The sequence below is a fragment of the Pseudomonas sp. LBUM1652 genome (assembly GCF_059716105.1).
On sequence record NZ_CP166804.1, the window covers coordinates 2,342,108 to 2,363,847 of the forward strand.

At 56.8% G+C, this 21,740-nt stretch carries 30 protein-coding genes and 1 tRNA gene; 20 read left to right on the plus strand and 11 right to left on the minus strand.

Annotated elements, in window-relative coordinates; all coding sequences use genetic code 11:
- The first annotated feature begins 2 nt into the window (after positions 1 to 2).
- The 4 genes from ACA069_RS10505 to ACA069_RS10520 are packed head-to-tail and all read left to right on the plus strand — an operon-like array spanning position 3 to position 3,425.
- Positions 3 to 1,022 carry a LacI family DNA-binding transcriptional regulator gene (locus tag ACA069_RS10505; protein ID WP_497617362.1) on the plus strand — a complete coding sequence of 340 codons (1,020 nt, stop codon included), beginning with the start codon at positions 3 to 5 and terminating at the stop codon, positions 1,020 to 1,022.
- 24 nt (positions 1,023 to 1,046) lie between these two features.
- Complete coding sequence (gene rbsK / locus ACA069_RS10510; protein WP_187676961.1) at positions 1,047 to 1,964, plus strand: ribokinase; 918 nt, start codon at positions 1,047 to 1,049, stop codon at positions 1,962 to 1,964.
- Positions 1,961 to 2,365, plus strand: a complete 405-nt coding sequence (rbsD, locus tag ACA069_RS10515; protein ID WP_497617364.1) for a D-ribose pyranase — start codon at positions 1,961 to 1,963, stop codon at positions 2,363 to 2,365. The genes rbsK and rbsD overlap by 4 nt, the downstream gene beginning before the upstream one ends.
- Before the next feature lie 31 nt (positions 2,366 to 2,396).
- Positions 2,397 to 3,425 carry a nucleoside hydrolase gene (locus tag ACA069_RS10520; protein WP_123532934.1) on the plus strand — a complete coding sequence of 343 codons (1,029 nt, stop codon included), beginning with the start codon at positions 2,397 to 2,399 and terminating at the stop codon, positions 3,423 to 3,425.
- 35 nt (positions 3,426 to 3,460) lie between these two features.
- Here the strand turns inward: ACA069_RS10520 and ACA069_RS10525 are convergent, their stop codons facing one another.
- A complete protein-coding gene (locus ACA069_RS10525) occupies positions 3,461 to 3,667 on the minus strand; it encodes a hypothetical protein (RefSeq protein ID WP_401271515.1) in 207 nt (68 codons plus the stop codon).
- A 132-nt stretch (positions 3,668 to 3,799) separates the two neighbouring features.
- On the opposite strand from ACA069_RS10525, the gene ACA069_RS10530 reads away from it, so the two are divergent.
- Together ACA069_RS10530 and ACA069_RS10535 are read left to right on the plus strand one after the other, a co-directional pair.
- A complete protein-coding gene (locus tag ACA069_RS10530) occupies positions 3,800 to 4,105 on the plus strand; it encodes a hypothetical protein (protein ID WP_489881451.1) in 306 nt (101 codons plus the stop codon).
- Positions 4,106 to 4,273: 168 nt separating this feature from the next.
- Positions 4,274 to 4,591: an I78 family peptidase inhibitor gene (locus ACA069_RS10535; RefSeq protein WP_401271509.1), complete on the plus strand. Its 318-nt coding sequence runs from the start codon at positions 4,274 to 4,276 to the stop codon at positions 4,589 to 4,591.
- 72 nt (positions 4,592 to 4,663) lie between these two features.
- Here ACA069_RS10535 and ACA069_RS10540 read toward each other — a convergent pair whose 3' ends face one another.
- Positions 4,664 to 4,876, minus strand: a complete 213-nt coding sequence (locus ACA069_RS10540) for a cold-shock protein (protein ID WP_003179963.1) — start codon at positions 4,874 to 4,876, stop codon at positions 4,664 to 4,666.
- A 288-nt stretch (positions 4,877 to 5,164) separates the two neighbouring features.
- Positions 5,165 to 5,467 carry a hypothetical protein gene (locus ACA069_RS10545; RefSeq protein WP_187676967.1) on the minus strand — a complete coding sequence of 101 codons (303 nt, stop codon included), beginning with the start codon at positions 5,465 to 5,467 and terminating at the stop codon, positions 5,165 to 5,167.
- A 372-nt stretch (positions 5,468 to 5,839) separates the two neighbouring features.
- Here ACA069_RS10545 and thrS point away from each other — a divergent pair, with 372 nt between their 5' ends.
- The 9 genes from thrS (at position 5,840) to ACA069_RS10590 (ending at position 13,292) form a co-directional block, all read left to right on the plus strand.
- A complete protein-coding gene (gene thrS, locus ACA069_RS10550; protein WP_489881453.1) occupies positions 5,840 to 7,762 on the plus strand; it encodes a threonine--tRNA ligase in 1,923 nt (640 codons plus the stop codon).
- Positions 7,762 to 8,313 (plus strand): translation initiation factor IF-3, encoded by a 552-nt coding sequence (infC, locus tag ACA069_RS10555; protein ID WP_170947229.1) that lies wholly within the window; start codon positions 7,762 to 7,764, stop codon positions 8,311 to 8,313. Before thrS ends, infC begins: the two co-directional genes overlap by 1 nt.
- Positions 8,314 to 8,372: 59 nt before the next feature.
- On the plus strand, positions 8,373 to 8,567 hold the full coding sequence (gene rpmI, locus ACA069_RS10560; protein WP_002553160.1) for a 50S ribosomal protein L35: 195 nt from the start codon (positions 8,373 to 8,375) through the stop codon (positions 8,565 to 8,567).
- A 28-nt stretch (positions 8,568 to 8,595) separates the two neighbouring features.
- Positions 8,596 to 8,952, plus strand: a complete 357-nt coding sequence (gene rplT / locus ACA069_RS10565; protein ID WP_003219940.1) for a 50S ribosomal protein L20 — start codon at positions 8,596 to 8,598, stop codon at positions 8,950 to 8,952.
- A 109-nt stretch (positions 8,953 to 9,061) separates the two neighbouring features.
- Entirely contained in the window at positions 9,062 to 10,078 is a 1,017-nt protein-coding gene (pheS, locus tag ACA069_RS10570; protein ID WP_003226365.1) for a phenylalanine--tRNA ligase subunit alpha, read from the plus strand.
- Between the two features lie 26 nt (positions 10,079 to 10,104).
- Complete coding sequence (gene pheT / locus ACA069_RS10575; RefSeq protein WP_497617368.1) at positions 10,105 to 12,483, plus strand: phenylalanine--tRNA ligase subunit beta; 2,379 nt, start codon at positions 10,105 to 10,107, stop codon at positions 12,481 to 12,483.
- A gap of 3 nt (positions 12,484 to 12,486) precedes the next feature.
- A complete protein-coding gene (gene ihfA / locus ACA069_RS10580; RefSeq protein WP_002553164.1) occupies positions 12,487 to 12,789 on the plus strand; it encodes an integration host factor subunit alpha in 303 nt (100 codons plus the stop codon).
- Positions 12,770 to 13,126: a MerR family transcriptional regulator gene (locus ACA069_RS10585; protein ID WP_003179985.1), complete on the plus strand. Its 357-nt coding sequence runs from the start codon at positions 12,770 to 12,772 to the stop codon at positions 13,124 to 13,126. The genes ihfA and ACA069_RS10585 overlap by 20 nt, the downstream gene beginning before the upstream one ends.
- A gap of 89 nt (positions 13,127 to 13,215) precedes the next feature.
- Positions 13,216 to 13,292, plus strand: a tRNA-Pro gene (locus tag ACA069_RS10590).
- A gap of 89 nt (positions 13,293 to 13,381) precedes the next feature.
- Here ACA069_RS10590 and ACA069_RS10595 read toward each other — a convergent pair.
- The 4 genes from ACA069_RS10595 to ACA069_RS10610 are packed head-to-tail and all read right to left on the minus strand — an operon-like array spanning position 13,382 to position 15,250.
- Positions 13,382 to 14,494 carry a tyrosine-type recombinase/integrase gene (locus tag ACA069_RS10595; protein WP_239779179.1) on the minus strand — a complete coding sequence of 371 codons (1,113 nt, stop codon included), beginning with the start codon at positions 14,492 to 14,494 and terminating at the stop codon, positions 13,382 to 13,384.
- The gene (locus ACA069_RS10600) at positions 14,494 to 14,706 is read right to left on the minus strand and encodes a hypothetical protein (RefSeq protein ID WP_072392567.1); all 213 of its coding nucleotides are present in this window, start codon (positions 14,704 to 14,706) and stop codon (positions 14,494 to 14,496) included. Before ACA069_RS10600 ends, ACA069_RS10595 begins: the two co-directional genes overlap by 1 nt.
- 43 nt (positions 14,707 to 14,749) lie before the next feature.
- Positions 14,750 to 15,079, minus strand: a complete 330-nt coding sequence (locus tag ACA069_RS10605; protein ID WP_497617371.1) for a hypothetical protein — start codon at positions 15,077 to 15,079, stop codon at positions 14,750 to 14,752.
- Between the two features lie 48 nt (positions 15,080 to 15,127).
- Positions 15,128 to 15,250: a hypothetical protein gene (locus tag ACA069_RS10610; RefSeq protein WP_497617373.1), complete on the minus strand. Its 123-nt coding sequence runs from the start codon at positions 15,248 to 15,250 to the stop codon at positions 15,128 to 15,130.
- A gap of 21 nt (positions 15,251 to 15,271) precedes the next feature.
- On the opposite strand from ACA069_RS10610, the gene ACA069_RS10615 reads away from it, so the two are divergent.
- Positions 15,272 to 15,586, plus strand: coding sequence for a hypothetical protein (locus ACA069_RS10615; RefSeq protein ID WP_497617375.1), 315 nt, complete (start codon positions 15,272 to 15,274; stop codon positions 15,584 to 15,586).
- A gap of 57 nt (positions 15,587 to 15,643) precedes the next feature.
- Here the strand turns inward: ACA069_RS10615 and ACA069_RS10620 are convergent, their stop codons facing one another.
- Complete coding sequence (locus ACA069_RS10620; protein WP_497617377.1) at positions 15,644 to 16,489, minus strand: hypothetical protein; 846 nt, start codon at positions 16,487 to 16,489, stop codon at positions 15,644 to 15,646.
- Positions 16,490 to 16,577: 88 nt separating this feature from the next.
- Here ACA069_RS10620 and ACA069_RS10625 point away from each other — a divergent pair, with 88 nt between their 5' ends.
- On the plus strand, positions 16,578 to 17,225 hold the full coding sequence (locus ACA069_RS10625; protein ID WP_497617378.1) for a hypothetical protein: 648 nt from the start codon (positions 16,578 to 16,580) through the stop codon (positions 17,223 to 17,225).
- A gap of 6 nt (positions 17,226 to 17,231) precedes the next feature.
- On the opposite strand, the gene ACA069_RS10630 is transcribed toward ACA069_RS10625, so the two are convergent.
- Entirely contained in the window at positions 17,232 to 17,537 is a 306-nt protein-coding gene (locus ACA069_RS10630; protein WP_497617380.1) for a DUF4406 domain-containing protein, read from the minus strand.
- Positions 17,534 to 18,121 carry a hypothetical protein gene (locus ACA069_RS10635; RefSeq protein WP_497617381.1) on the minus strand — a complete coding sequence of 196 codons (588 nt, stop codon included), beginning with the start codon at positions 18,119 to 18,121 and terminating at the stop codon, positions 17,534 to 17,536. The genes ACA069_RS10630 and ACA069_RS10635 overlap by 4 nt, the downstream gene beginning before the upstream one ends.
- Before the next feature lie 137 nt (positions 18,122 to 18,258).
- Here ACA069_RS10635 and ACA069_RS10640 point away from each other — a divergent pair, with 137 nt between their 5' ends.
- A complete protein-coding gene (locus ACA069_RS10640; protein ID WP_489532186.1) occupies positions 18,259 to 18,543 on the plus strand; it encodes an Ea8.5 family phage-derived protein in 285 nt (94 codons plus the stop codon).
- Here ACA069_RS10640 and ACA069_RS10645 read toward each other — a convergent pair.
- Positions 18,540 to 20,585 (minus strand): DNA cytosine methyltransferase, encoded by a 2,046-nt coding sequence (locus ACA069_RS10645; protein ID WP_497617384.1) that lies wholly within the window; start codon positions 20,583 to 20,585, stop codon positions 18,540 to 18,542. The genes ACA069_RS10640 and ACA069_RS10645 overlap by 4 nt on opposite strands.
- 70 nt (positions 20,586 to 20,655) lie before the next feature.
- Between ACA069_RS10645 and ACA069_RS10650 the strand changes: the two genes are divergently transcribed.
- Positions 20,656 to 21,321 (plus strand): hypothetical protein, encoded by a 666-nt coding sequence (locus tag ACA069_RS10650; protein WP_497617386.1) that lies wholly within the window; start codon positions 20,656 to 20,658, stop codon positions 21,319 to 21,321.
- A gap of 188 nt (positions 21,322 to 21,509) precedes the next feature.
- Positions 21,510 to 21,698 (plus strand): hypothetical protein, encoded by a 189-nt coding sequence (locus ACA069_RS10655; protein ID WP_497617388.1) that lies wholly within the window; start codon positions 21,510 to 21,512, stop codon positions 21,696 to 21,698.
- The last annotated feature ends 42 nt before the right edge of the window (positions 21,699 to 21,740 follow it).

A 21,740-nucleotide genomic window follows, 5' to 3' on the forward strand; every position in this document is an offset into this window, starting at 1 on the left:
ACATGGCGACGATCAAGGATGTAGCGGCGCTCGCGGGAATTTCCTATACGACCGTGTCTCATGTGGTGAACAACACCCGCCCGGTCAGTCAGGAGGTGCGGCTGAAAGTCGAAGCGGCCATCAAGACCCTCGACTATGTACCAAGCGCGGTGGCGCGTTCGCTGAAAGCCAAGACCACTGCAACTATTGGCCTCTTGGTGCCCAACAGTCTCAACCCCTACTTTGCCGAGCTGGCGCGGGGCATTGAGGATTACTGTGAGCGTAACGGCTACTGCGTGATTCTCTGCAACTCCGATGACAACCCTGAGAAACAGCGCAGCTATTTACGTGTTCTGCTGGAGAAACGCATTGATGGTTTGATCGTCGCCTCAGCCGGTGGTGACAGTGGCCTGGCGCAAGGGCTGGCCGGTGTGAAGACGCCGATGGTGATTGTCGACCGTGGCCTGGATGGCGTGGATGCGGATCTGGTACGTATCGATCATGAATACGGCGCTTACCTCGCCACCCGGCATCTGCTGGAGCTTGGTCATCGCGACATAGCGACTATCGGCGGCCCGGCGAGCACCAGCGTCGCGCAGATGCGCCAAGCCGGATATTGCCGTGCGCTGAAAGAGGCGGGTATAGAAGTACGCCCGGCGCGCATGCTGGAAAGCGATTTCACCAGCACTGGGGGTTACAACGCAGCGGCGGTCCTGCTCGAAAAGAATCCGCCGAGTGCGATTTTTGCCGGTAACGACATGATCGGTATCGGTGTGTTGCGCGCAGCGGCAGAACGCAACGTGCGGGTGCCGACCGAGCTATCGGTGATCGGTTTCGACGATATCCAGATGAGTCGTTACGTTTACCCGGCGCTGACCACCGTCGGCCAGTCGATCCTGCAACTGGGCGAGATGGCGGCCGAAGTGTTGCTGCGAAGGATTGCTACCCCGAGTCTGGGCACTGATCAACGAATCGTGACCCCGAGTATTGTCTTGCGCGAGTCGACCGCGCCGCTGTCCGGCGTGTTCACCGAATACCGCTGAAACCGAATTGACGAGTAATGATCTATGCCAGCAAATGTAGTGGTAATAGGCAGCCTGAACATGGACCTGGTGACCCGGGCGCCACGGTTGCCCCGGGGTGGAGAAACACTGATCGGTCATTCGTTTACCACCGTATCTGGTGGCAAGGGCGCCAATCAGGCCGTGGCTGCTGCGCGATTGGGCGCGCAAGTGGCGATGGTTGGTTGTGTTGGCAACGACGATTACGGCGTGCAACTGCGTGACGCCTTGTTGGCTGAGCAGATTGACTGCCAGGCGGTGAGCGTTGTCGAGGATTCCAGTGGTGTTGCGCTGATCGTGGTCGATGACAACAGTCAGAACGCTATTGTGATTGTCGCCGGAGCCAACGGCGCAATGACGCCCGGGGTGATCGACCGGTTCGACCCGGTTTTGCAGGCCGCTGAAGTTGTCATCTGCCAGCTCGAGATCCCGGATGCAACGGTGGGCCATGCGCTCAAACGCGCACATGCGCTGGGCAAGACCGTCATCCTCAATCCGGCACCCGCCAGTCGTCCATTGCCGGCCGACTGGTTTGCGGCCATCGATTATCTGATTCCCAATGAAAGCGAAGCTGCCGCGTTGAGCGGCCTGCCGGTCGACTCGCTGGACACCGCGAAAAGCGCGGCGAGTCATTTGATTGCGATGGGGGCTGGCAAAGTCATCATCACTCTCGGCGCCGAGGGTTCGTTATTCGCCAACGGCAAAGGTTTCGAGCATTTCCCCGCTCCGAAAGTGAAAGCTGTCGATACCACGGCGGCGGGGGACACTTTCGTCGGTGGTTTCGCCGCTGCGCTGGCCGCTGGCAAGTCCGAGGCCGAAGCGATTCGCTACGGACAGATTGCCGCCGCATTGTCAGTGACTCGCGCCGGTGCACAGCCATCTATCCCAACAATGTCCGACGTACAGGCGTTTAAACCCGCATGAAGAAGACTCCATTGCTCAACATTGCGTTGTCGCGGCTGATTGCCTCCCTGGGTCATGGCGACATGGTGGTCATTGGTGATGCCGGATTGCCGGTGCCGCCCGGTGTCGAACTGATCGATCTGGCACTGACCCATGGTGTCCCCGATTTCGTCAGCACGCTGAAAGTCGTGCTCAGCGAAATGCAGGTGGAAAGTCATGTGCTGGCCAAAGAGATCTTCGACAAGCAGCCAACAGCGCTGATCACGCTGGACGAGTTGAATGAAGAGGGCGCCTTGGGTCGTCGAGAACTACTCAGTCACGAGCAATTCAAGGTTCTCAGCCGACAGGCACGGGCGATTGTTCGTACAGGCGAATGTCAGCCTTACTGCAACATCGTTTTGTTGGCAGGTGTTACGTTCTAACTTTCGATTTCTCATGCACAAGGAATGCGCCATGCAACGCTATGCTCAAAAACTGCATCAACTAATCCGGAGCCTGCTGCTTTTGTCAGTGATAACTGCAACCGGCGCTCATGCGGCGGAAAAAATCGACCTGATCATCGACACTGACCCGGGTGCCGACGACGTGGTCGCCTTGCTGTTCGCGCTGGCCTCGCCGGACGAACTGAACATTCGTGCGCTGACCACTGTTGCCGGCAACGTGCGCCTCGACAAGACTTCGCGTAACGCGCGTCTGGCTCGCGAGTGGGCGGGGCGCGAGGATGTGCCTGTCTATGCCGGCGCACCAAAGCCGCTGATGCGTACGCCGATCTACGCGGAGAACATCCATGGCAAGGAAGGCCTGTCGGGTGTCACTGTGCATGAGCCGAAAAAAGGACTGGCCGAAGGTAATGCGGTCAACTACCTGATCGATACCCTGAAGAAAGCCAAGCCGCACAGCATCACCATCGCCATGCTCGGCCCGCAGACCAACCTGGCACTGGCGTTGATCCAGGAGCCGGAGATTGTCCAGGGCATCAAGGAAGTGGTGATCATGGGTGGTGCGCACTTCAATGGTGGCAACATCACCCCGGTGGCTGAATTCAACCTGTTTGCCGATCCGCAAGCTGCAGAAGTGGTGCTCAAGAGCGGCGTGAAGCTGACCTATCTGCCACTGGATGTGACCCACAAGATTCTCACCAGCGATGCGCGCTTGAAGCAGATTGCCGCACTCAACAATAACGCGAGCAAAATTGTCGGCGACATCCTTAACGAATACATCAAAGGCGATATGGAGCACTACGGCATTCCGGGTGGCCCGGTGCATGACGCCACCGTCGTGGCTTATCTGCTCAAGCCCGAACTCTTCACCGGTCGTTCGGTGAATGTCGTGGTTGATAGTCGTGAAGGCCCGACTTTCGGTCAGACCATTGTCGATTGGTATGACGGCCTCAAGGCACCGAAGAATGCCTTCTGGGTGGAAAATGGCGATGCCCAGGGTTTCTTCGATCTGTTGACCGAACGCCTGAAACGCCTGAAGTAAATGAGCGACCCGCAGGTGCCAGCCTGCGGGTTTTTTTATTCTCCCGGCTCTTGTTCGACCTGCTCGGTCGGGTACCTTTCGAAAATCTGCTGGATGAAATGCTGGGCCGCTTGTGTTCCCAGATCCTTGACCAGCAGATCAATACCAATCAGCGCCAACTCTTCTGTGGTTCCCGGGCTGTAGGAGCTGTGTCCGTCGGCCCATTTGGCTTTGATGTCGGCTTCGATGCTTAGGCTGGTCATGATGAGGCTCGGAAAGTCGGGAGGTCTGTGCGTCGAGTTAACCATTTTGTCGGGCGTTTGGCACTGCGACTTAGGCATGAGCGGAGCGCTATGCGACACTTGGTCTTTTCCGGCTTATCCAAGGATTGTGCTTTGCAGATCGATTTGAGTACTCCTGACGGCCTTGCCCTCGATGCAGTACGTCAATTGCTGGCGTCGGCCAGCGATGATAAGCACACGCAACTGCGTGTGACCAAGGGCGGTATCGCCTACATCTCTTCGGGGGTGACGGGCGGCCAAAACATCGACGGCCTGTTGTTTCGTCTTGAAACCTGGGCCAAGGGCTCGGGTTATGTGGGTAATGTCGCGGCCAGTGATGAAGTGTGGGTAATGCAGATCTTCAACGCGCTAAAAGAGAATTGGCCGAATCCGCCATATGACTACATCGACGTCTACTGAGCGTCGTTAATATTCAGTCACGATTGAGATATGAGGCGATGGGTGCTGCTCAGGCACACTCGGCGTTTTTCCGGTCATGGGGCAGGGTGATGGCATTTGTCATGCAACCAAACGCCGGTACGGCGGTCGCACGATCTCAGCTTAATAATTTGAAAACAAGGAGGCTTCATGCCTTTGAAGTTCGCGTCACTGGGTGCACTTATGGCCGTTGCCATGTTGGCCGGTTGCAGTACGACCTCCAGCGAGTCGGCAAAGGAATCTGTGGCGACCGATGCTGGTCATGGCCGCTGTGAAGCAACGGCGGCGGAATTCGCCATTGGCAAGAAAGCTTCGCCAGAGTTGCTGGAGCAGGCTCGCGCCAAGGCCGGTGCGCAAAACGCCCGTTTCCTCAAGCCAGATGACATGATCACCCTGGAATACCGCTCGGATCGCTTGAACCTCAATACCGATAACAACCTAGTGATTACTCGCGTCAACTGCGGCTGATTGCTGGCAGCTTTTATGTCAGGCATAAAAAACCCCGTCACATGGACGGGGTTTTTTTAGTGCGCCGAGAAATTACTCTGGGCGAACCTGTGCAGCTTGCATACCCTTTTGGCCTTTCTCAGCCACGAAGGAAACGGTCTGGCCTTCTTTCAGGCTTTTGAAACCGTCGCTTTCGATAGCTTTGAAGTGTACGAACAGGTCGTCACCGCCACCTTGAGGAGTGATGAAGCCGAAGCCTTTTTCATCGTTGAACCACTTAACGGTGCCGGTTTGGCGATTAGACATGGTGTATCTCCAAGAAACATATATTTTTCAGTACTGTGCTGCTCAGGCCAACTGGGCACACCCGGGTATCATAGTCGAAATGTTCGCTTTGGTAGCCCCCCGGACGTGCTGTTTGCCGATCCGTCGTGTTTTCTTTACCGTCTGTTTCGGCTGAAAGCCCCGGTTTGAAAGGGTTTTAGCGAAAAGTAAAGACAATAAAAAAACCTGTAAAACCTGCATAAATCGTCTGAAAAGGCTCAAATTCAGCCGTTTTTTCCGGCGTTGAGTCGAGTCAGATCACATTTTTTCTTACTTTTTCGCTGGAGCGTTGGCCTTGCATTTGGCGATTTGGCCCAGCGCTTTCTGCTGCAGTTCAGGGGTGGCCTTGTTGTCCATCAGCGCTTGAATGTCGCCGGCCGGGTAAGACTTGATGGCATCGGCGCCACAGGCGCAGTGAGACTTGGCCGCGGCGGCGCCAATCTGCGGAGTCGCCGCCTGGGTGCACTGGGCCATGTATTTGTCGCGCTCGCCCTTTGGCCAGTCGGCATGAGCGCTCAGCGGCAGCAGCAGAACAATGGGGGCGACTACGGCGAATAAGGTATTCAGACGCATGCGAGGATGCTCCTTGTGGGTCAATGTCTTGTTATCTGAGGGCATAAGGGCCCATCAAGTTCAGCACTCTGGCATAAAAGCGGACGATTTGCCTTCTGGTGAAACAGAGGCATTAAGTGACCGCTCATCTGTGCTAGCATGCCGGGCTCAAGCGTTCTCAGGCTCCGGATGACTTTCAGTCCCGGCGGCGGTCAACGTGCGAATATTCTGATTTGAATCCCAGTCACTCTGGTTCGGTTTTCCGGTTGGCCGCAAGGCTCCTGCCGCTGTAAGGCAGGCGTTCGTCATTGAATGGCCTGGATCGGATCTTGTACTGGCTCATCCCAACCCACGTGACCTTTGGTAGGGGTCACCACTAGGAGAGGAGGCGCCATGCCAACTATTACTCTTCCCGACGGCAGTCAACGTTCATTCGATCACCCGGTTTCCGTAGCCGAGGTCGCCGCATCCATTGGTGCAGGTCTGGCCAAGGCCACTCTGGCCGGCAAGGTCAATGGCCAGTTGGTCGACGCCAGCGACATCATCGACAGCGACGCTACGCTGCAAATCATTACGCCAAAGGATGAAGAGGGGCTGGAGATCATTCGCCACTCTTGCGCCCACCTGGTTGGCCATGCGGTCAAGCAGCTCTACCCGACTGCCAAAATGGTGATCGGGCCGGTCATCGATGAAGGCTTCTATTACGACATCGCCTTCGAGCGTCCTTTTACTCCGGACGACATGGCGGCCATCGAACAGCGCATGCAGCAGCTGATCGAGAAAGATTACGACGTCATCAAGAAAGTCACTCCGCGTGCCGAAGTGATCGAAGTGTTCAAGGCTCGCGGCGAAGACTACAAGCTGCGTCTGGTCGAGGACATGCCGAATGAACAGGCCATGGGTCTGTACTATCACGAAGAATATGTCGACATGTGCCGCGGCCCGCATGTGCCGAACACCCGCTTCCTGAAATCCTTCAAGCTGACCAAGCTGTCCGGTGCCTACTGGCGCGGCGACGCCAAGAACGAGCAGTTGCAGCGCGTTTACGGTACTGCTTGGGCGGACAAAAAGCAGTTGGCGGCTTACATTCAGCGCATCGAAGAAGCCGAGAAGCGCGATCACCGCAAGATCGGCAAGCGCCTTGGTCTGTTCCACACTCAGGAAGAATCCCCGGGCATGGTGTTCTGGCACCCGAACGGCTGGACTCTGTACCAGGTGCTCGAGCAGTACATGCGCAAAGTGCAGCATGACAACGGCTACCTTGAGATCAAGACGCCGCAAGTGGTTGACCGCAGCCTGTGGGAGAAATCCGGGCACTGGGCCAACTACGCCGACAACATGTTCACCACTCAGTCGGAAAACCGCGACTACGCGATCAAGCCGATGAACTGCCCTTGCCACGTGCAGGTGTTCAATCAAGGCCTGAAGAGCTACCGCGAGCTGCCGATGCGTCTGGCAGAGTTCGGTGCCTGCCACCGTAACGAGCCGTCGGGTGCGCTTCACGGCATCATGCGTGTGCGCGCGTTCACTCAGGACGACGCCCACATCTTCTGCACAGAAGAGCAGATGCAGGCTGAATCCGCTGCGTTCATCAAGCTGACAATGGACGTATATCGTGACTTCGGCTTTACCGATGTCGAGATGAAACTGTCCACTCGTCCGGAAAAGCGCGTCGGTTCCGACGAGCTGTGGGATCGCGCCGAAGCTGCATTGGCTGCAGCCCTTGATTCTGCGGGCTTGCCGTACGATCTGCAGCCGGGTGAGGGTGCGTTCTACGGTCCGAAGATCGAATTTTCGCTGAAAGATTGCCTCGGTCGTGTGTGGCAGTGTGGTACCTTGCAGCTCGATTTTAACCTGCCTGTCCGTCTCGGCGCCGAATACGTCTCCGAAGACAATAGTCGCAAACACCCGGTGATGTTGCACCGCGCGATCCTTGGATCCTTCGAGCGTTTCGTCGGAATCCTGATCGAGCATTACGAAGGTGCATTCCCTGCGTGGCTGGCGCCAACCCAGGCAGTGATCATGAATATCACTGATAAACAGGCGGATTTCGTCGCCGAAGTTGAAAAAACTCTCGCTGAAAGCGGATTTCGTGCCAAGTCCGACTTGAGAAATGAAAAGATCGGCTTTAAAATCCGCGAGCATACTTTGCTCAAGGTTCCCTATCTTTTGGTTATCGGAGATAAGGAAGTCGAGATGCAGACTGTCGCTGTGCGTACTCGTGAAGGTGCTGACCTGGGCTCTATGCCCGTCGCCCAGTTCGCTGAGTTTCTCGCGCAAGCGGTTTCCCGGCGTGGTCGCCCAGATTCGGAGTAATTATTATTAAGCGTGAAATGAGACAAGATAAACGAGCTGCACCGAAAGCCCCGATCAACGAGAATATCTCGGCACGCGAGGTTCGGTTAATTGGGGCTGAAGGTGAACAGCTTGGGATTGTGTCAATTGAAGACGCGCTTCTTAAGGCTGAAGAGGCCAAACTGGATTTGGTGGAAATTTCCGCCGATGCAGTACCCCCTGTTTGCAAACTGATGGACTACGGCAAATCGATCTTCGAAAAGAAGAAGCAGGTTGCCGCAGCCAAGAAAAACCAGAAGCAGATTCAGGTTAAAGAAATCAAGTTTCGTCCAGGGACGGAGGAAGGGGATTACCAGGTAAAACTGCGCAACCTGGTACGTTTCCTGAGTGATGGGGACAGGGCCAAGGTATCCTTGCGATTCCGCGGCCGTGAGATGGCCCACCAGGAGCTGGGGATGGAACTCCTCAAGCGGGTTGAAGCTGACCTGCTCGAGTACGGTTCGGTCGAACAGCATCCTAAGATGGAAGGACGCCAGCTGATCATGGTCATCGCCCCGAAAAAGAAGAAGTAATCAATAGGGCACGGCAGGCCTTCTGATTATGTTTATCAACTGAATGCGGAGTACCGAACATGCCAAAGATGAAAACTAAAAGTGGTGCTGCTAAGCGGTTTCTGAAAACTGCTAACGGTATCAAGCACAAGCACGCTTTCAAGAGCCACATCCTGACTAAAATGTCGACCAAGCGTAAGCGTCAACTGCGCGGTAGCAGCTTGCTGCATCCGTCGGACGTCGCAAAAGTCGAGCGCATGCTGCGCCTTCGTTAATTTTAGTCAAGAATAGAGGAAGTAACTCATGGCTCGTGTAAAGCGTGGCGTCATGGCGCGTAAGCGCCACAAGAAAATTCTGAAACTTGCTAAAGGCTACTACGGCGCACGCTCCCGCGTATTCCGTGTTGCCAAGCAAGCGGTTATCAAGGCTGGCCAATACGCCTACCGTGACCGTCGTCAGAAAAAACGTCAGTTCCGCGCTCTGTGGATCGCTCGTATCAACGCTGGTGCTCGTGTTAACGGTCTGTCCTACAGCCGTTTCATCGCTGGCCTGAAAAAAGCTTCCATCGAGATCGACCGTAAGGTTCTGGCTGATCTGGCAGTGAACGAAAAAGCGGCGTTTGCTGCGATTGTCGAGAAAGCTAAAGCCACCTTGGCTTAAGTACCCCCGACAGTCACCCGGCCTCACCTCTGTGGGGTCAGGTGTTAAACGTCATAAATAGGGGAAGAGCCTTCAAGCTCTTCCCCTATTTTGTATCTGGAGTCTGTACATGGAAAACCTGGATGCGCTGGTCTCTCAAGCACTAGAGGCTGTGCAAAGCGCTGAAGATATCAATGCCCTGGAGCAAATCCGGGTTCAATACCTTGGCAAAAAGGGTGAATTGACTCAGGTGATGAAGACCCTGGGGAATTTGCCGGCAGAAGAGCGTCCGCAAGTCGGCGCGCTGATCAACGTTGCCAAGGAACGTGTTACAGGCGTTCTCAATGCGCGCATGGCGCTGTTTGAGGAAGCCGAACTGGCTGCCAAACTGTCTGCCGAATCCATTGATGTGACGTTGCCGGGCCGTGGCCAGACCTCCGGTGGTCTGCATCCGGTTACCCGGACTCTGGAGCGTGTCGAACAGTTCTTTACTCGTATTGGCTACGGCATCGCCGAAGGCCCCGAAGTCGAAGACGACTATCACAACTTTGAAGCGCTCAACATCCCAGGCCATCACCCGGCCCGGTCGATGCACGACACCTTCTATTTCAACGCAAACATGTTGCTGCGCACCCATACCTCGCCGGTACAGGTCCGCACCATGGAATCGAAACAGCCGCCGATCCGCATTGTCTGCCCAGGCCGTGTGTACCGTAGCGACTCCGATATCACCCACTCGCCGATGTTCCACCAGGTCGAAGGCCTGCTGGTTGATCGCGATATCAATTTTGCCGATCTCAAAGGCACCATCGAAGAATTCCTGCGCGTGTTCTTCGAGAAAGAACTGGCCGTACGCTTCCGTCCTTCGTACTTCCCGTTCACCGAGCCGTCCGCTGAAGTCGACATGGAATGCGTGATGTGCAGCGGTAAAGGCTGCCGTGTCTGCAAGCAGACTGGCTGGCTGGAAGTGATGGGCTGCGGCATGGTTCACCCGAACGTGCTGCGCATGTCTGGTATCGATCCGGAAGAGTTCTCCGGCTTTGCCTTCGGCATGGGCGTCGAGCGTCTGGCCATGCTCCGTTACGGCGTGAACGACTTGCGTCTGTTCTTCGACAACGACTTGCGGTTCCTCGCGCAATTTCGCTAGTCGTAACGAATTCTTAGGAGAGCAGGATGAAATTCAGTGAACAATGGCTGCGTGGCTGGGTTAGCCCGCAGGTAAATCGCGACGAGCTGGTTGCCCGTCTGTCGATGGCCGGTCTTGAGGTCGATAGCGTGACCCCGGCCGCCGGTGTATTCAGTGGCGTGGTAGTGGGCGAGGTGCTGAGCACCGAGCAGCATCCTGATGCCGACAAATTGCGTGTGTGCCAGGTCGGCAATGGTGCGGAAACCTTCCAGGTCGTGTGCGGTGCGCCAAACGTGCGTCCGGGCCTGAAGATTCCATTCGCCATGATCGGTGCCGAGTTGCCGGGCGACTTCAAGATCAAGAAGGCCAAGCTGCGCGGCGTCGAGTCCAACGGCATGTTGTGCTCGCAAGCCGAGCTGCAGGTCGGTGAAGGCAATGACGGTCTGATGGAACTGCCGGCTGACGCGCCGGTGGGCGAAGATTTCCGCGTGTATCTGGATCTGGAAGACGCCAGCATCGAGGTCGACCTGACCCCGAACCGTGGCGACTGCTTGTCGCTGGCTGGTCTGGCCCGTGAAGTTGGCGCGTTGTACGCCGCTCCGGTCACCCGTCCAGTGGTGCTTGCCGTTCCTGCCGTGCATGACGAAGTGCGTTCGGTAGAAGTGCTGGCGCCAGCCGCGTGCCCGCGTTACTTGGGTCGTGTCATTCGCAACGTTGATCTGTCCAAGCCAACACCGCTGTGGATGGTTGAGCGCCTGCGTCGCGCCGACGTGCGCAGCATCGACGCTGCTGTCGACATCACCAACTACGTGATGCTCGAACTGGGGCAACCGCTGCACGCCTTCGACCTCGCCGAAATCAATGGCGGCATCCGTGTGCGCATGGCGGAAGAGGGCGAGAAGCTGGTATTGCTCGACGGCCAGGAAGTTAGCCTGCGTAGCGATACGCTGGTGATTGCCGACCACACACGTGCCCTGGCGATTGCCGGTGTGATGGGTGGCGAGCACAGCGGTGTATCCGCGACTACTCGCGATGTGTTTCTTGAAAGTGCGTTCTTCGACCAGATCGCTGTCGCCGGCAAGGCTCGTTCGTACGGCCTGCACACCGATGCTTCGCACCGCTATGAGCGTGGCGTGGACTGGCAACTGGCCCGTGAAGCCATGGAGCGCGCTACTGGCTTGCTGCTGGAAATCACTGGTGGTGAAGCCGGTCCGATCATCGAGACGGTCAGCGAGCAGCACTTGCCGTCGATTGCCCCGATTACACTGCGTGCGCAGCGCATCACCCAAATGCTGGGCATGGAAATGGATTCGGCACAGGTCGAGCGTCTGCTCAATGGCCTCGGCCTGAATATTTCCGCCGACGGAGCAGGGCAGTGGCGCGTTGAAGTGCCAAGCCATCGCTTCGACATCAGTCTGGAAGTCGACTTGATCGAAGAACTGGCCCGTTTGTACGGTTACAACCGTCTGCCGGTTCGTTACCCGCAAGCGCGCCTGGCGCCGCAAGCCAAGGCCGAAGCACGTAGCGATCTGCCTGAACTGCGCCGTCTGCTGGTGGCTCGTGGTTATCAGGAAGCGATCACTTACAGCTTCATCGATCCAAAGCAGTTCGAACTGTTCAGCCCGGGCGTCGAGCCGCTGTTGCTGGCTAACCCGATCTCCAACGACATGGCAGCCATGCGCTCGTCGCTGTGGCCGGGTCTGGTCAAGGCGTTGCAGCACAACCTGAACCGTCAACAGGATCGCGTGCGTCTGTTCGAAAGTGGCCTGCGCTTTGTCGGTCAACTGGAAGGCCTGAAGCAAGAGCCGATGCTCTCCGGTGTTGTTTGCGGTAGCCGTCTGCCGGAAGGTTGGGCGCAAGGTCGCGACACGGTCGATTTCTTCGACGTCAAAGCTGACGTGGAAGCCGTACTGGGTTTCGCCGGTGCTCTGGATTCGTTCACTTTCGCCCCGGGCAAACACCCGGCGCTGCATCCGGGTCAAACCGCACGCATTGAGCGGGAAGGGCGAGAAGTCGGCTTTATCGGCGCTATTCATCCTGAACTGTCGAAATCCCTCGGCCTCGATCGTCCGGTTTTCGTTTTCGAGCTGGTTCTGGCGGAAGTGGCGCTCGGTAAAATGCCGAAATTCCACGAGTTGTCGCGCTTTCCTGAAGTGCGTCGTGACCTTGCATTGATTGCGCACAAAGACGTTGCAGCCTCGGCTGTATTGGACGTAATCCGTGAAAATGCAGGCGAATGGCTCACAGATCTCAGGCTGTTTGACGTATATCAGGGTAAAGGTATTGATCCTGATAGAAAAAGCCTTGCAGTTGGCTTGACCTGGCAGCATCCATCGCGCACTCTTAATGACGATGAGGTGAATTCGACGACGCAAAATATCCTCACCTCGCTCGAACAAAGGTTGAACGCCACGTTAAGGAAGTGACGTATGGGGGCTTTGACGAAAGCTGAGATGGCGGAACGTCTGTATGAAGAGCTGGGCCTGAACAAGCGGGAAGCCAAGGAATTGGTAGAACTGTTTTTCGAGGAAATCAGGCACGCTCTTGAAGACAACGAGCAGGTCAAATTGTCCGGTTTCGGCAACTTTGACCTTCGGGACAAGCGCCAGCGGCCTGGCCGCAACCCGAAAACGGGGGAAGAAATCCCGATCACGGCTCGCCGTGTGGTCACCTTTCGTCCAGGGCAGAAGTTGAAAGCCCGAGTTGAGGCTTATGCTGGAACCAAGTCATAACGACGAACTACCCGTCATCCCGGGCAAACGCTACTTCACCATTGGTGAAGTCAGCGAGCTGTGTGCCGTAAAGCCACACGTGCTGCGCTACTGGGAGCAGGAGTTTCCTCAACTCAACCCCGTCAAACGCCGCGGAAACCGCCGGTATTATCAGCGCCAGGATGTGCTGATGATCCGGCAGATCCGCGCGCTCCTTTACGATCAAGGTTTCACCATTGGAGGCGCGCGCTTGCGTCTCTCCGGCGATGAAGCCAAAGATGACACAACCCAATACAAGCAGATGATCCGCCAGATGATCGCCGAACTCGAAGATGTGCTGGTGGTACTCAAGAAATAAAAAGCAGCGTTTGAATACTTCCAGTTTTCAAAAGCTTGCGATATATTCTTGAGCGTTCTTCGAGGTGAAGAGCGAGTTGCAAAACCAGTCGGGGCGTAGCGCAGTCCGGTAGCGCACTAGCATGGGGTGCTAGGGGTCGAGTGTTCGAATCACTCCGTCCCGACCATATTTCCTGAGTAAAATCAGACACTTAAGCCGATCAGATGGATCGGCTTTTTTGTGCCTGCGCAAAACCCGCGCAAAACTTGCGCAAAACTACCCGGTGATTTCGCTGATATTCAAATCAGGAATTGCCTCTGACCAGACGATCTCGGCATGGTCTTTCTGGTAGTTCTTCGTCATGGTCTCGCTGGCATGGCCAGCGATCTTCTGACCGTCTTTTCCGGCTTTCTGGTACAGGTGCAGCGACAGCGCGCGCACTTCATGGAAGCCTGGCATTTCCTCTTCCTTCCATCCCTTGTAACAACCCGCCGCTTCCCGGGCCTCTTTGAAGGCTCGCGTCAAATATCGCTCTTCGACCTGCGTCCAGTGGTCCTTCGTCTGCGCCTGCTTCTGCTTTTTGCGGTCCGGGCGGCGATGGATCAAGTACGGCGAAACGATGTCATCCCGGCACCGGCTGATAACTGCCTGGAGTTCTTCGGTTACTTTGAACCGGATCCACGCCGCGTCGCTGGCCTTGGCCGTCTTCTGCTGAACCACATACAAAAACCCTTCCCGAACACCATCGAACCGCATATTCAAGATGTCCGTCCGGCGCTGCGCAGTAATGAGCGCGAGGTCGATTGCGTTCTGAAGCCAGAACGGTGACTTCTCCCGGATGGCTTTCAGGCCTTCGACGGTGTGTCGCTTGCGTTGCTTCTTCTCGATTCGATTGATGGTGCTGGCCGCGGGGTTGTCTGGGCAAAGGCCTTTGGCCGCTGCGTGGTTGAAGATGTCGATCAGCAGAGCGCGGCACTGGTTGGCAGTGCGCGGCGTGAGGGCGTCCAGCATCTCCGCGATCATGCGGATCGTGATCTGGTCGACTGCTTTGCCTTCGAACTGTTTCCGGAAGCGGCGGAAGTGCACGGCGTACAAGCCCAATGTACCTTTCGCCAGCTCCCGTGGTGGCAGCACGTCGCGCTCGTAGGTATCCAAGAAACCGGCGAACGATTCGGATGTGCTGCCCATCACCGCGCCGATCAGGTCGGCGCCGCGCATGAACTCCAGGTTCAACTGCTTCGCGGCATCAATCGCTTTGATTCGGTCGGTGCCGAACTGGAACCACTTACCGTCGGTAGGCCGCCGGTAGCGATAGGTCGAGCGCCGCGAATCGAAGTACAGGTTCTGCGGGAGGCTCTTGTTCGCCTTGTTGCGCGGCCGTGGGACCATCATGCAGCTCCTTTCAATACCATCGCGACCAGATCGTTGCCGTCCGATCGACTGAACGCTGTCCAATCAACGTACCAGAGTTTTCCGATCTGCTCGCCGGGCACCTGGCCGTTGCGGATGTAGTTGCGGATTGCTTGGGGGCACGGAGGCGTGCCGTTCTCGCCCCAGCGCCGGCGCTGGAACTCACTGATCTTGATCAGCTCTTTTCTCATTGTGATGCTCCATGCCGCGCGTGGCGGCAGAAGGTGGTGAGGGTTAATCAGCCTGGTACCAGACGCCGCAATCGACGCATTCCGCTATCAGGGATTTGTACATGGCCTGCACGCCGGCGTAGCGCCGATTGCCTTGGCCATCAAAAGGTGCTCCGAGGTGGAAAGCGCGGACGTGGAAGGTGCTGGCTGCCTGCATCCAGCCATGAAGGCCGGCATCGTGCAGCGTCTTCTCGCGGAGGCGACTGACGCGCAGATAAACGCGATCAAGGTTCGCGCTACCGCCATCGTCCGGAGCAGCTGCTGCTGCGGCTTTAGCTGCTTCGATGGCGCGCGCGACTGCCGCAACCAGCTTCGGCAACTGATCTTTGGTCATGAGGATTCCTCGCCCGCCGTACACCGGCAGGCTGTTGAGTTGTTGGGGTTATTGCTGAATCAGTTCGGCGGGGACTTTCACGGTTGCGCCGCGCTTGGCGAAGACCACGGCGCGGAACACGGCGATGGTTCGGGTTTCGCCGGCGACCCGTTTGAGCGGGTCGTTATTCATATCGGCCAGCCAAGGATGCCGGTGGCCAACATCGACCCAGACGCCGTACTTTGTGATCAGCTGCTCTGTGTCGGGCAGGGCGAAGAGTTGCCGTTGACCGGTACCGGGCTGCTGATCACCCTCGATCGCGTTTATTGCCCAGTCCAGCGCCGGGCCGGTCAGTTCCTCGGTGCGGACGCTGACCAGGCAATTCATCGCTCGCGCCTCTGGAAGTCAGTGCAGCGCACGATCACCGTCTGCCCGTCGTTCGAAAGCGGCGGCATGGTGTTGAAGGGAAGGTGGCTGCAATTGCGGTGGGCGTGGGTGCAGGTGGCGCACATGCCACCTTTGGGTTGATGGTTCATCGCCACGGCCCTCGGTAGATGTGCTGGAGCATGAACAGGGTGGCGAAGATCATGGCTGAACCCTCTTGAACTCGACTACCCAGACCCACGGGTTGGCGTCCCAGTCGCCGCCGGTGGATTGCCAAAGGTCGCGGAATGCCGGTATCGGGTATTTGTGGCAGGTGCCGCCTTCGTCGCTCGCGCACCACTCTCGTAGCCGGCCGCGATGAACACCCTCTGCTACGGCCTGTTCGTAGGTGATGTCCTGCAACCGCTCGACGCGCACGTCGGTGATCTCCAGCAGGATGCGGCTGGCTGCTCGCGGCATATGAATCGAAGGCTTCCATGATTCGGTATCGGTGAACTTCCCGCCGCCGATGCTTTTCGGGAACTCCCCGTCAGCGCGGTAGTAATAAACGCCTTTCGCGCCACCCGGGTTGGTGCGATTGAAAGTTTCACGGACATACAGCCGATCGCCTTGCCGCCCGTACGGGCAGCCACCGTACATTGCCAGCTCAGCCGCGCATTCCTCCTCAGTCGCACCGAATGCACCGAAGCCCCAGCGCGGATGATCTTGAACCACGGCCATCCACTGATGTTCGGGGGAATCTGATTTTATATAGGTCGGGATCTGATTCCCTTTGATCGGGCGGCGCGTGACCGTCTTTTGGCCGGACAGAATCGCGCGCACCATCGCACCGTTGAAAAGAATGGGACGCTCTTTGTGGAATGGCTCTGGAGCCGGTCGCGGCTTGGCCATTTTCGCCAGGCATCGTTTGCAGCTGACAAATTCGCGTTGGTGGGTGCCGTCCCATGCGACTTCGGATTCTTCATTCAGGCCGCAAGCCGACAGCGACCAGCGCTCGTTGTCCTGCGTGCAGCCGGAGTCGACTATGAGGTGGTTTTTCCTGGGCATGCCGGTTCCTTGCCGCTATAGCGGCTGACTTTGAAGGGGGAGGGAGTAGCTGTAGACTCGAGCCAACCTCATTAAACGGCGTAACTCTATGAGTCGAGCAAACGGCTATTTGATTTTTTTCTACTGCTGCCTGTTGTTTCTGGCAGGCGTTGTATTTGGGTTTATTTTTACAAAAGATGGAGAGGTTGGTTTAGTCACTTTTCTGAGCGCTGCTTCAAGCCTGGCGACGATCGGAGCGGCGTTAACTGCGATTTATGCTCTCCATGCTTGGTATCCACAATTTAAGCACACAGAAAAATATAAATTGATAAAGGAGGTTCAGTTAGTTGCGTCAAACTCAGGCATTGTTAGAGATTTTATCTATTCCCTAAAAGCTGGGCTAGTGGCCGGTATCGACTCAGGGTCCACAGCGAGTGGGCAACCCTATGCGCCAATTCCCCAGGCCGAAATGACTGCATGGTGGCGACATATGGACGCCCTCCAATATGCGTGGAGGAACATGTGCGATCTACTGAGCGATAACGAGCTTCAAACCTTTACGACCTCTCCAGACGACATTGAAAAACAAACAAAGGATCTGGTTTCTGAAGTGATGGATGTTGCATATGAAGACAATGCTGACAACCGACGCTTGAAGTTAATTCGTAGAGCAATACATGGTACTGAAGCAATTGCATTGAAATACGATGAGCTAGACAAGAGTCTGCGTATGTTGTTGAAAGACCTTTCGTCCTGACACGCTTTAATTAATCGATACCAGATCATGGGCATTCACAACCGTCATGCCGAGGCGTTCAGCGATCAGCACTTCGAGGCGGGCGCCCTTTGAGTGCTCCCAACCCGGGAGCGTGGCCACGGTGTCGCAGTCCATCAGGGCGGATATGTCGCGGCGCATGCAGTCGTTCCAGGAACCGCCGTCAGGGTTGAGCTCGGCGGGGTTGGTTACGGCATGGCCGGCGTCGCGCAGGTTGGCGGTCATTACGGCGAAGGCGGGGAAGTTGAGTTCGGGCAGGCCGGTCATTGGCCCGCTGAGATAGATGCGCTTCATGCCGCCACCTTTGGCGTGTAGGTCAGCGTGCCGTCGAGGATCGCTTCCTTGATGGCTTCAAATTCCCAGGCGTAATACTGCGACTCGACGTAGACGCGCATTTCGCCGTAGTCGTGCTGCTTGCGTCGGATGAAGGCCTCGGCTGCCTCTCGGGTGAAGTGACTGTTTACGATCTCCCAGCGCTTGTTCCAGCCGGTGACGGTGTGGTCATCGCACTCGGCGAGATATTCCCACTGGTCGTCCTCGTCCAGATCCATAAAGCTGCATTCCCGATCGGCCATCAGAGCCTGTTCGATTTCTGCGCGCTCCTCGTCGTCGAGATCTTCCCAGTACTCCTTAGGGCTGAACCACGACCGATCTTCCAGGCACACGACTCGACCTTCCGCGTAGTCGATCTCGTAGCCGTAATCGATTCGCTTGGTCTGCACGGTGAAAATGGCGGCCGCAGTGTGGTGCCATTTAACGCCTGCGCCGTTGCAGTGATAACGGAGGCGCTCGACGAAGTCGGTCCAGGTCGACGCATCAAGCGCGGCACCGGTCGCCAAGCTCGGCAACGGCTCGGCCGGTTTGTTTTCTGTGGGCATGGTGCGTCCTGTGCCGGGGCATGCCCGGGCGGTGGAGGGTGGTCGACGGATGGTCCTCCACAACTTTTTTTAAAGGTGCTTGAAGGAGGTCCCGCAGAGGATCAGGATGAGTCCTCATTTCTATCGGAGTTAGCGCAATGGGCCAGGCAAAGAATGCGATGATGGAAGAGGAAGAAAAGCAATCCATGGCTATCAGTATTGCTGTCAGGGCGGGAGTGCTGGAGTACTGCGAGCGCCACTCCAATCATTACAACCCGGGCAACGACCCCACCCCTGCCTACAAGTTAGGCAACTCGCTTATGACGAGCGGCGAGGTGGGTAACTTTGATAACTCCCGTGACATGACCGATCACGTCAAGGAGGTAGTGGAGTCAGCCGCAGATGAGTGCTACGCATGCTCCGATATCCGCGATAATGATTAAGCAGCCTCCGCCTGCCGGTTGTTTGCTCGCCACGGATCATTGGCTCGCGCCAGTGCAGCCATCGGCGGCGGGCTGACGCTGTTGCCGCACATGTGGACCTGCTGAGTCTTGGTGAACGGCTTGCCGTCTGCGCCGTGGCTGATGATGTAGTCGGCGGGGAAGCCCTGAGCCTTGTACAGCTCTGCCGGTTGCAGCATCCGCAGGCAGATGTCGACGATCACGTAGGGCGTGCCCTTGATGGTGACGGTGACCAGGCCCAACCGATCCTTGGTAGTGATGGTTGGCGCTGGCGCGTCGGCGGCGCTCATGTTCTCGGTGCCGTAGTAGCTGATCAGGAATGCCGCTACACGCAGCGCGCCGGCTTCAACCTCTGGCGAAAGCTGCAGCTCGACCAGCGAGCTCTTGCCGCCACCGCCGGCCGTGATGGTTGGTGCTGGCTCGTCTACACCCTGCCCGACGCTGGCGCCGAACTGGCGCTCCACGAAGGCGGTTACCAGCCCGTGATGGGTGCCGCCGGCGCTGATGGTGTGCAGCGGCTCGGCTGCGTCCCGTGCAGCGCAGTTGCCACGAAGGTGCACTAGGTTCGCTGTCACCAGTTGCTGCTGGCTGCCGGTGTTGGTCACCGTGGTCATTGGGTCTTCGATGCTCTTGGCCGCCGTGGTATTGAAGCCTCCATTCATTTGCGCCATGAATACGGTTGAAATGCCCATGGCGTGCGCTGCGCCGGCGGGGCGCTGGTAGTTTCCGCCACTGGTGATGGTTGGCAGCGGCTCGTCGAGCGCCTTGCCTTCATCCGCAAACCTGAACTTCACCAGGTGTGCGGCAGCGATCGCGCGATGGTTCTGGGTCATCAATGTTCCGGCCGGCTGATCCGCTGTCGCAGGCTTGCCGCTGTACGCTGGCCCACCAGTGCCAACCAGTACCGGACTGATCAACGTCAACTCGCCGCGATTGGCGCAAGTGACTGTCGGCAGCGGGTCATGTGGGTCGTTGATCCGGTCGCTGCCCTGATGGGTTGCTGGCGCGATGATCGGGCTGGCCATTGCGAACGATCCGCCGCGTGGCCATGAGGTAACGGTTCGCAGCGGTTCATGCGCAGACTGCACGCACTCACCGGACCAGTTCGCGATCGGCACAATGAACGGGTCGGCGGCATCGATGACGAACTTCTTCATGCCTTTGGCGATTCGGCGAAGGGTGGCCGGCGCCAAAGGCTTAGGCCTGTCGAAGATGCTTTTGCTCGGGATGGTCCAGTCGATGCACTCGGCGGCGGTACGCCACTTCTTTTGGCCCTTCGCCGGGTTCTTCGCGTGGGTCGGCTCAGGCCACACAATCGGCTGGCCATCGCAACGGGCGATCATGAACAGTCGTTCGCGGCTGGTCGGCGCGCCGAAGTCGCAGGCCTTGATTACCTTCCACTCAACGACGTAGCCCATCCCTTCAAGCAGAGCCACGAAGCGGCGCCATGTGCGACCGCGCTGCTTTGGATCTGGGATGAGGAACTGCTGCCCAACTGGCACAACCTCACCAGGTGCGGCCACTTCGCCGCCGAGCTTCACCACGCGACCGGTGGCCTTATCGCGCTTGGCGATCAGTTTGCCCCACTGCAAAATCTGCTTAACGTTCTCGAGGCTGATCACGCGGGGCTTCTTCTTGCCGGCCCACTTCAAGCCGATCCACGACAGGTTACGAATCTCACGCTTTCGCGGTTGGCCGCCGGCGGCCTGGCTGTGGTGCGTGCAGTCTGGTGACATGTGGAACCAGCCCACGGCCTTGCCGCCGCACTCGGTGTCCGGATCACCTTCGAACACGTCGGTGGTGTAGTGCACCGCGCCCGGGTGATTCACGGTGTGCATGCTGATCGCCTGCGGGCTGTGATTTTTCGCCACGTTCACCGCGCGGCCCAGGCCCATCTCCAGACCAGTACCGGCGCCGCCGCCACCGCAGAAGAAGTCGACAACGATCTCATCGTCCTGAGTGCTGAAGCCTAGTCCGTATTGAGTTTTGAAATCGAAGGGGTGTTTCTTCTGTTGTGCGGACATAGGGGATCCTCGCCGGAAGCCTTTGGCTTCGGCATAATCTTCGTTAAGTGAAATTTGCCGGGAAATTTTTTTGAAAAGAGACTGGGTGATCTGGGTTGGCTGTATCTCGTTGTTTTGTACAGGGGTGATTTGGGGGATGATTCCAGATAAGACAGGTTTTTTCGTGGTGGATAATGTCCACGATCTTTTTGAAATATTTGGGGCTGTTGCCACCGTTATCACCGCAGCTGCGGCATTGATTGCTTTAAGTGCTTGGAGGAAGCAGTTTCTTTTTGCTGAAAAGTACAGAGCTATTCGAGATTTTCACCAAGCGTGTCAAAGCGCAGGTGAGGGTTATTGGTACGTCTCACTAGGCTTTAGCCTGCTCGACGATGTGTGGGATAACAGAGAGGTCGACGGTTGGTTCTGGGGTAAAACGGAAGCTGCTAGAAAAGCTTGGACTAATGCTGATGCGGCGCTCTACGGCGCTTACATTATTCTTCAGCATCATTTGAGTTTAGAAGAACAAGCCGAACTTAGTACCTCTTATTGGCAGTTCATTGAACAAGTCAGAAGCGGCGGTTCAGAAATAGTTGCATTTTCTACTAGGATCTTCGCACTTCGTGAAAAGCCTACTGATTTGTGGGAAGACTATTTTTTGAAAGGGCAGGCCCGTCTTAATCTGATTAGTGACGTACAATCTAATATCTGCAAAAAAGCCGATGATCTACTTGCAAAATACTCTAGACCAGAATGAGTTGGAGCGTTAATCGGCACAATAGGAAAGGCGCCATCTACTTCAATCTGAGTATGACTGGTACCAGTCTGGAACCCTGTGATCAGATATCGAATTATCAGTGCTCGCTCATGCAATTGTTTTGCCAGCTGGCGTGATTTGTAGAAGTGGGGTATTTATCTGCAATCTCACACTGGCAGGAGGCCGACATGAGGTTGCAGAGCGATGTAGATGCGCTAGCGGCTATCGAAGAGGACGCTAAAGCGATGCTGAAACGGATCGGGCTGCCTGACGACGCAGTGAAGCTGGAAATGGCCGTGTTCCTTCGGGAGGTCATCGACCTGGCCAGCTATATGGAGTCGGCGCATCTAGTCGTTGAGCCTACAATTTTCGTCTGAGCTGGAATATTGCCGCTCGTTGCGGTATCTCTGTTCGCCCCG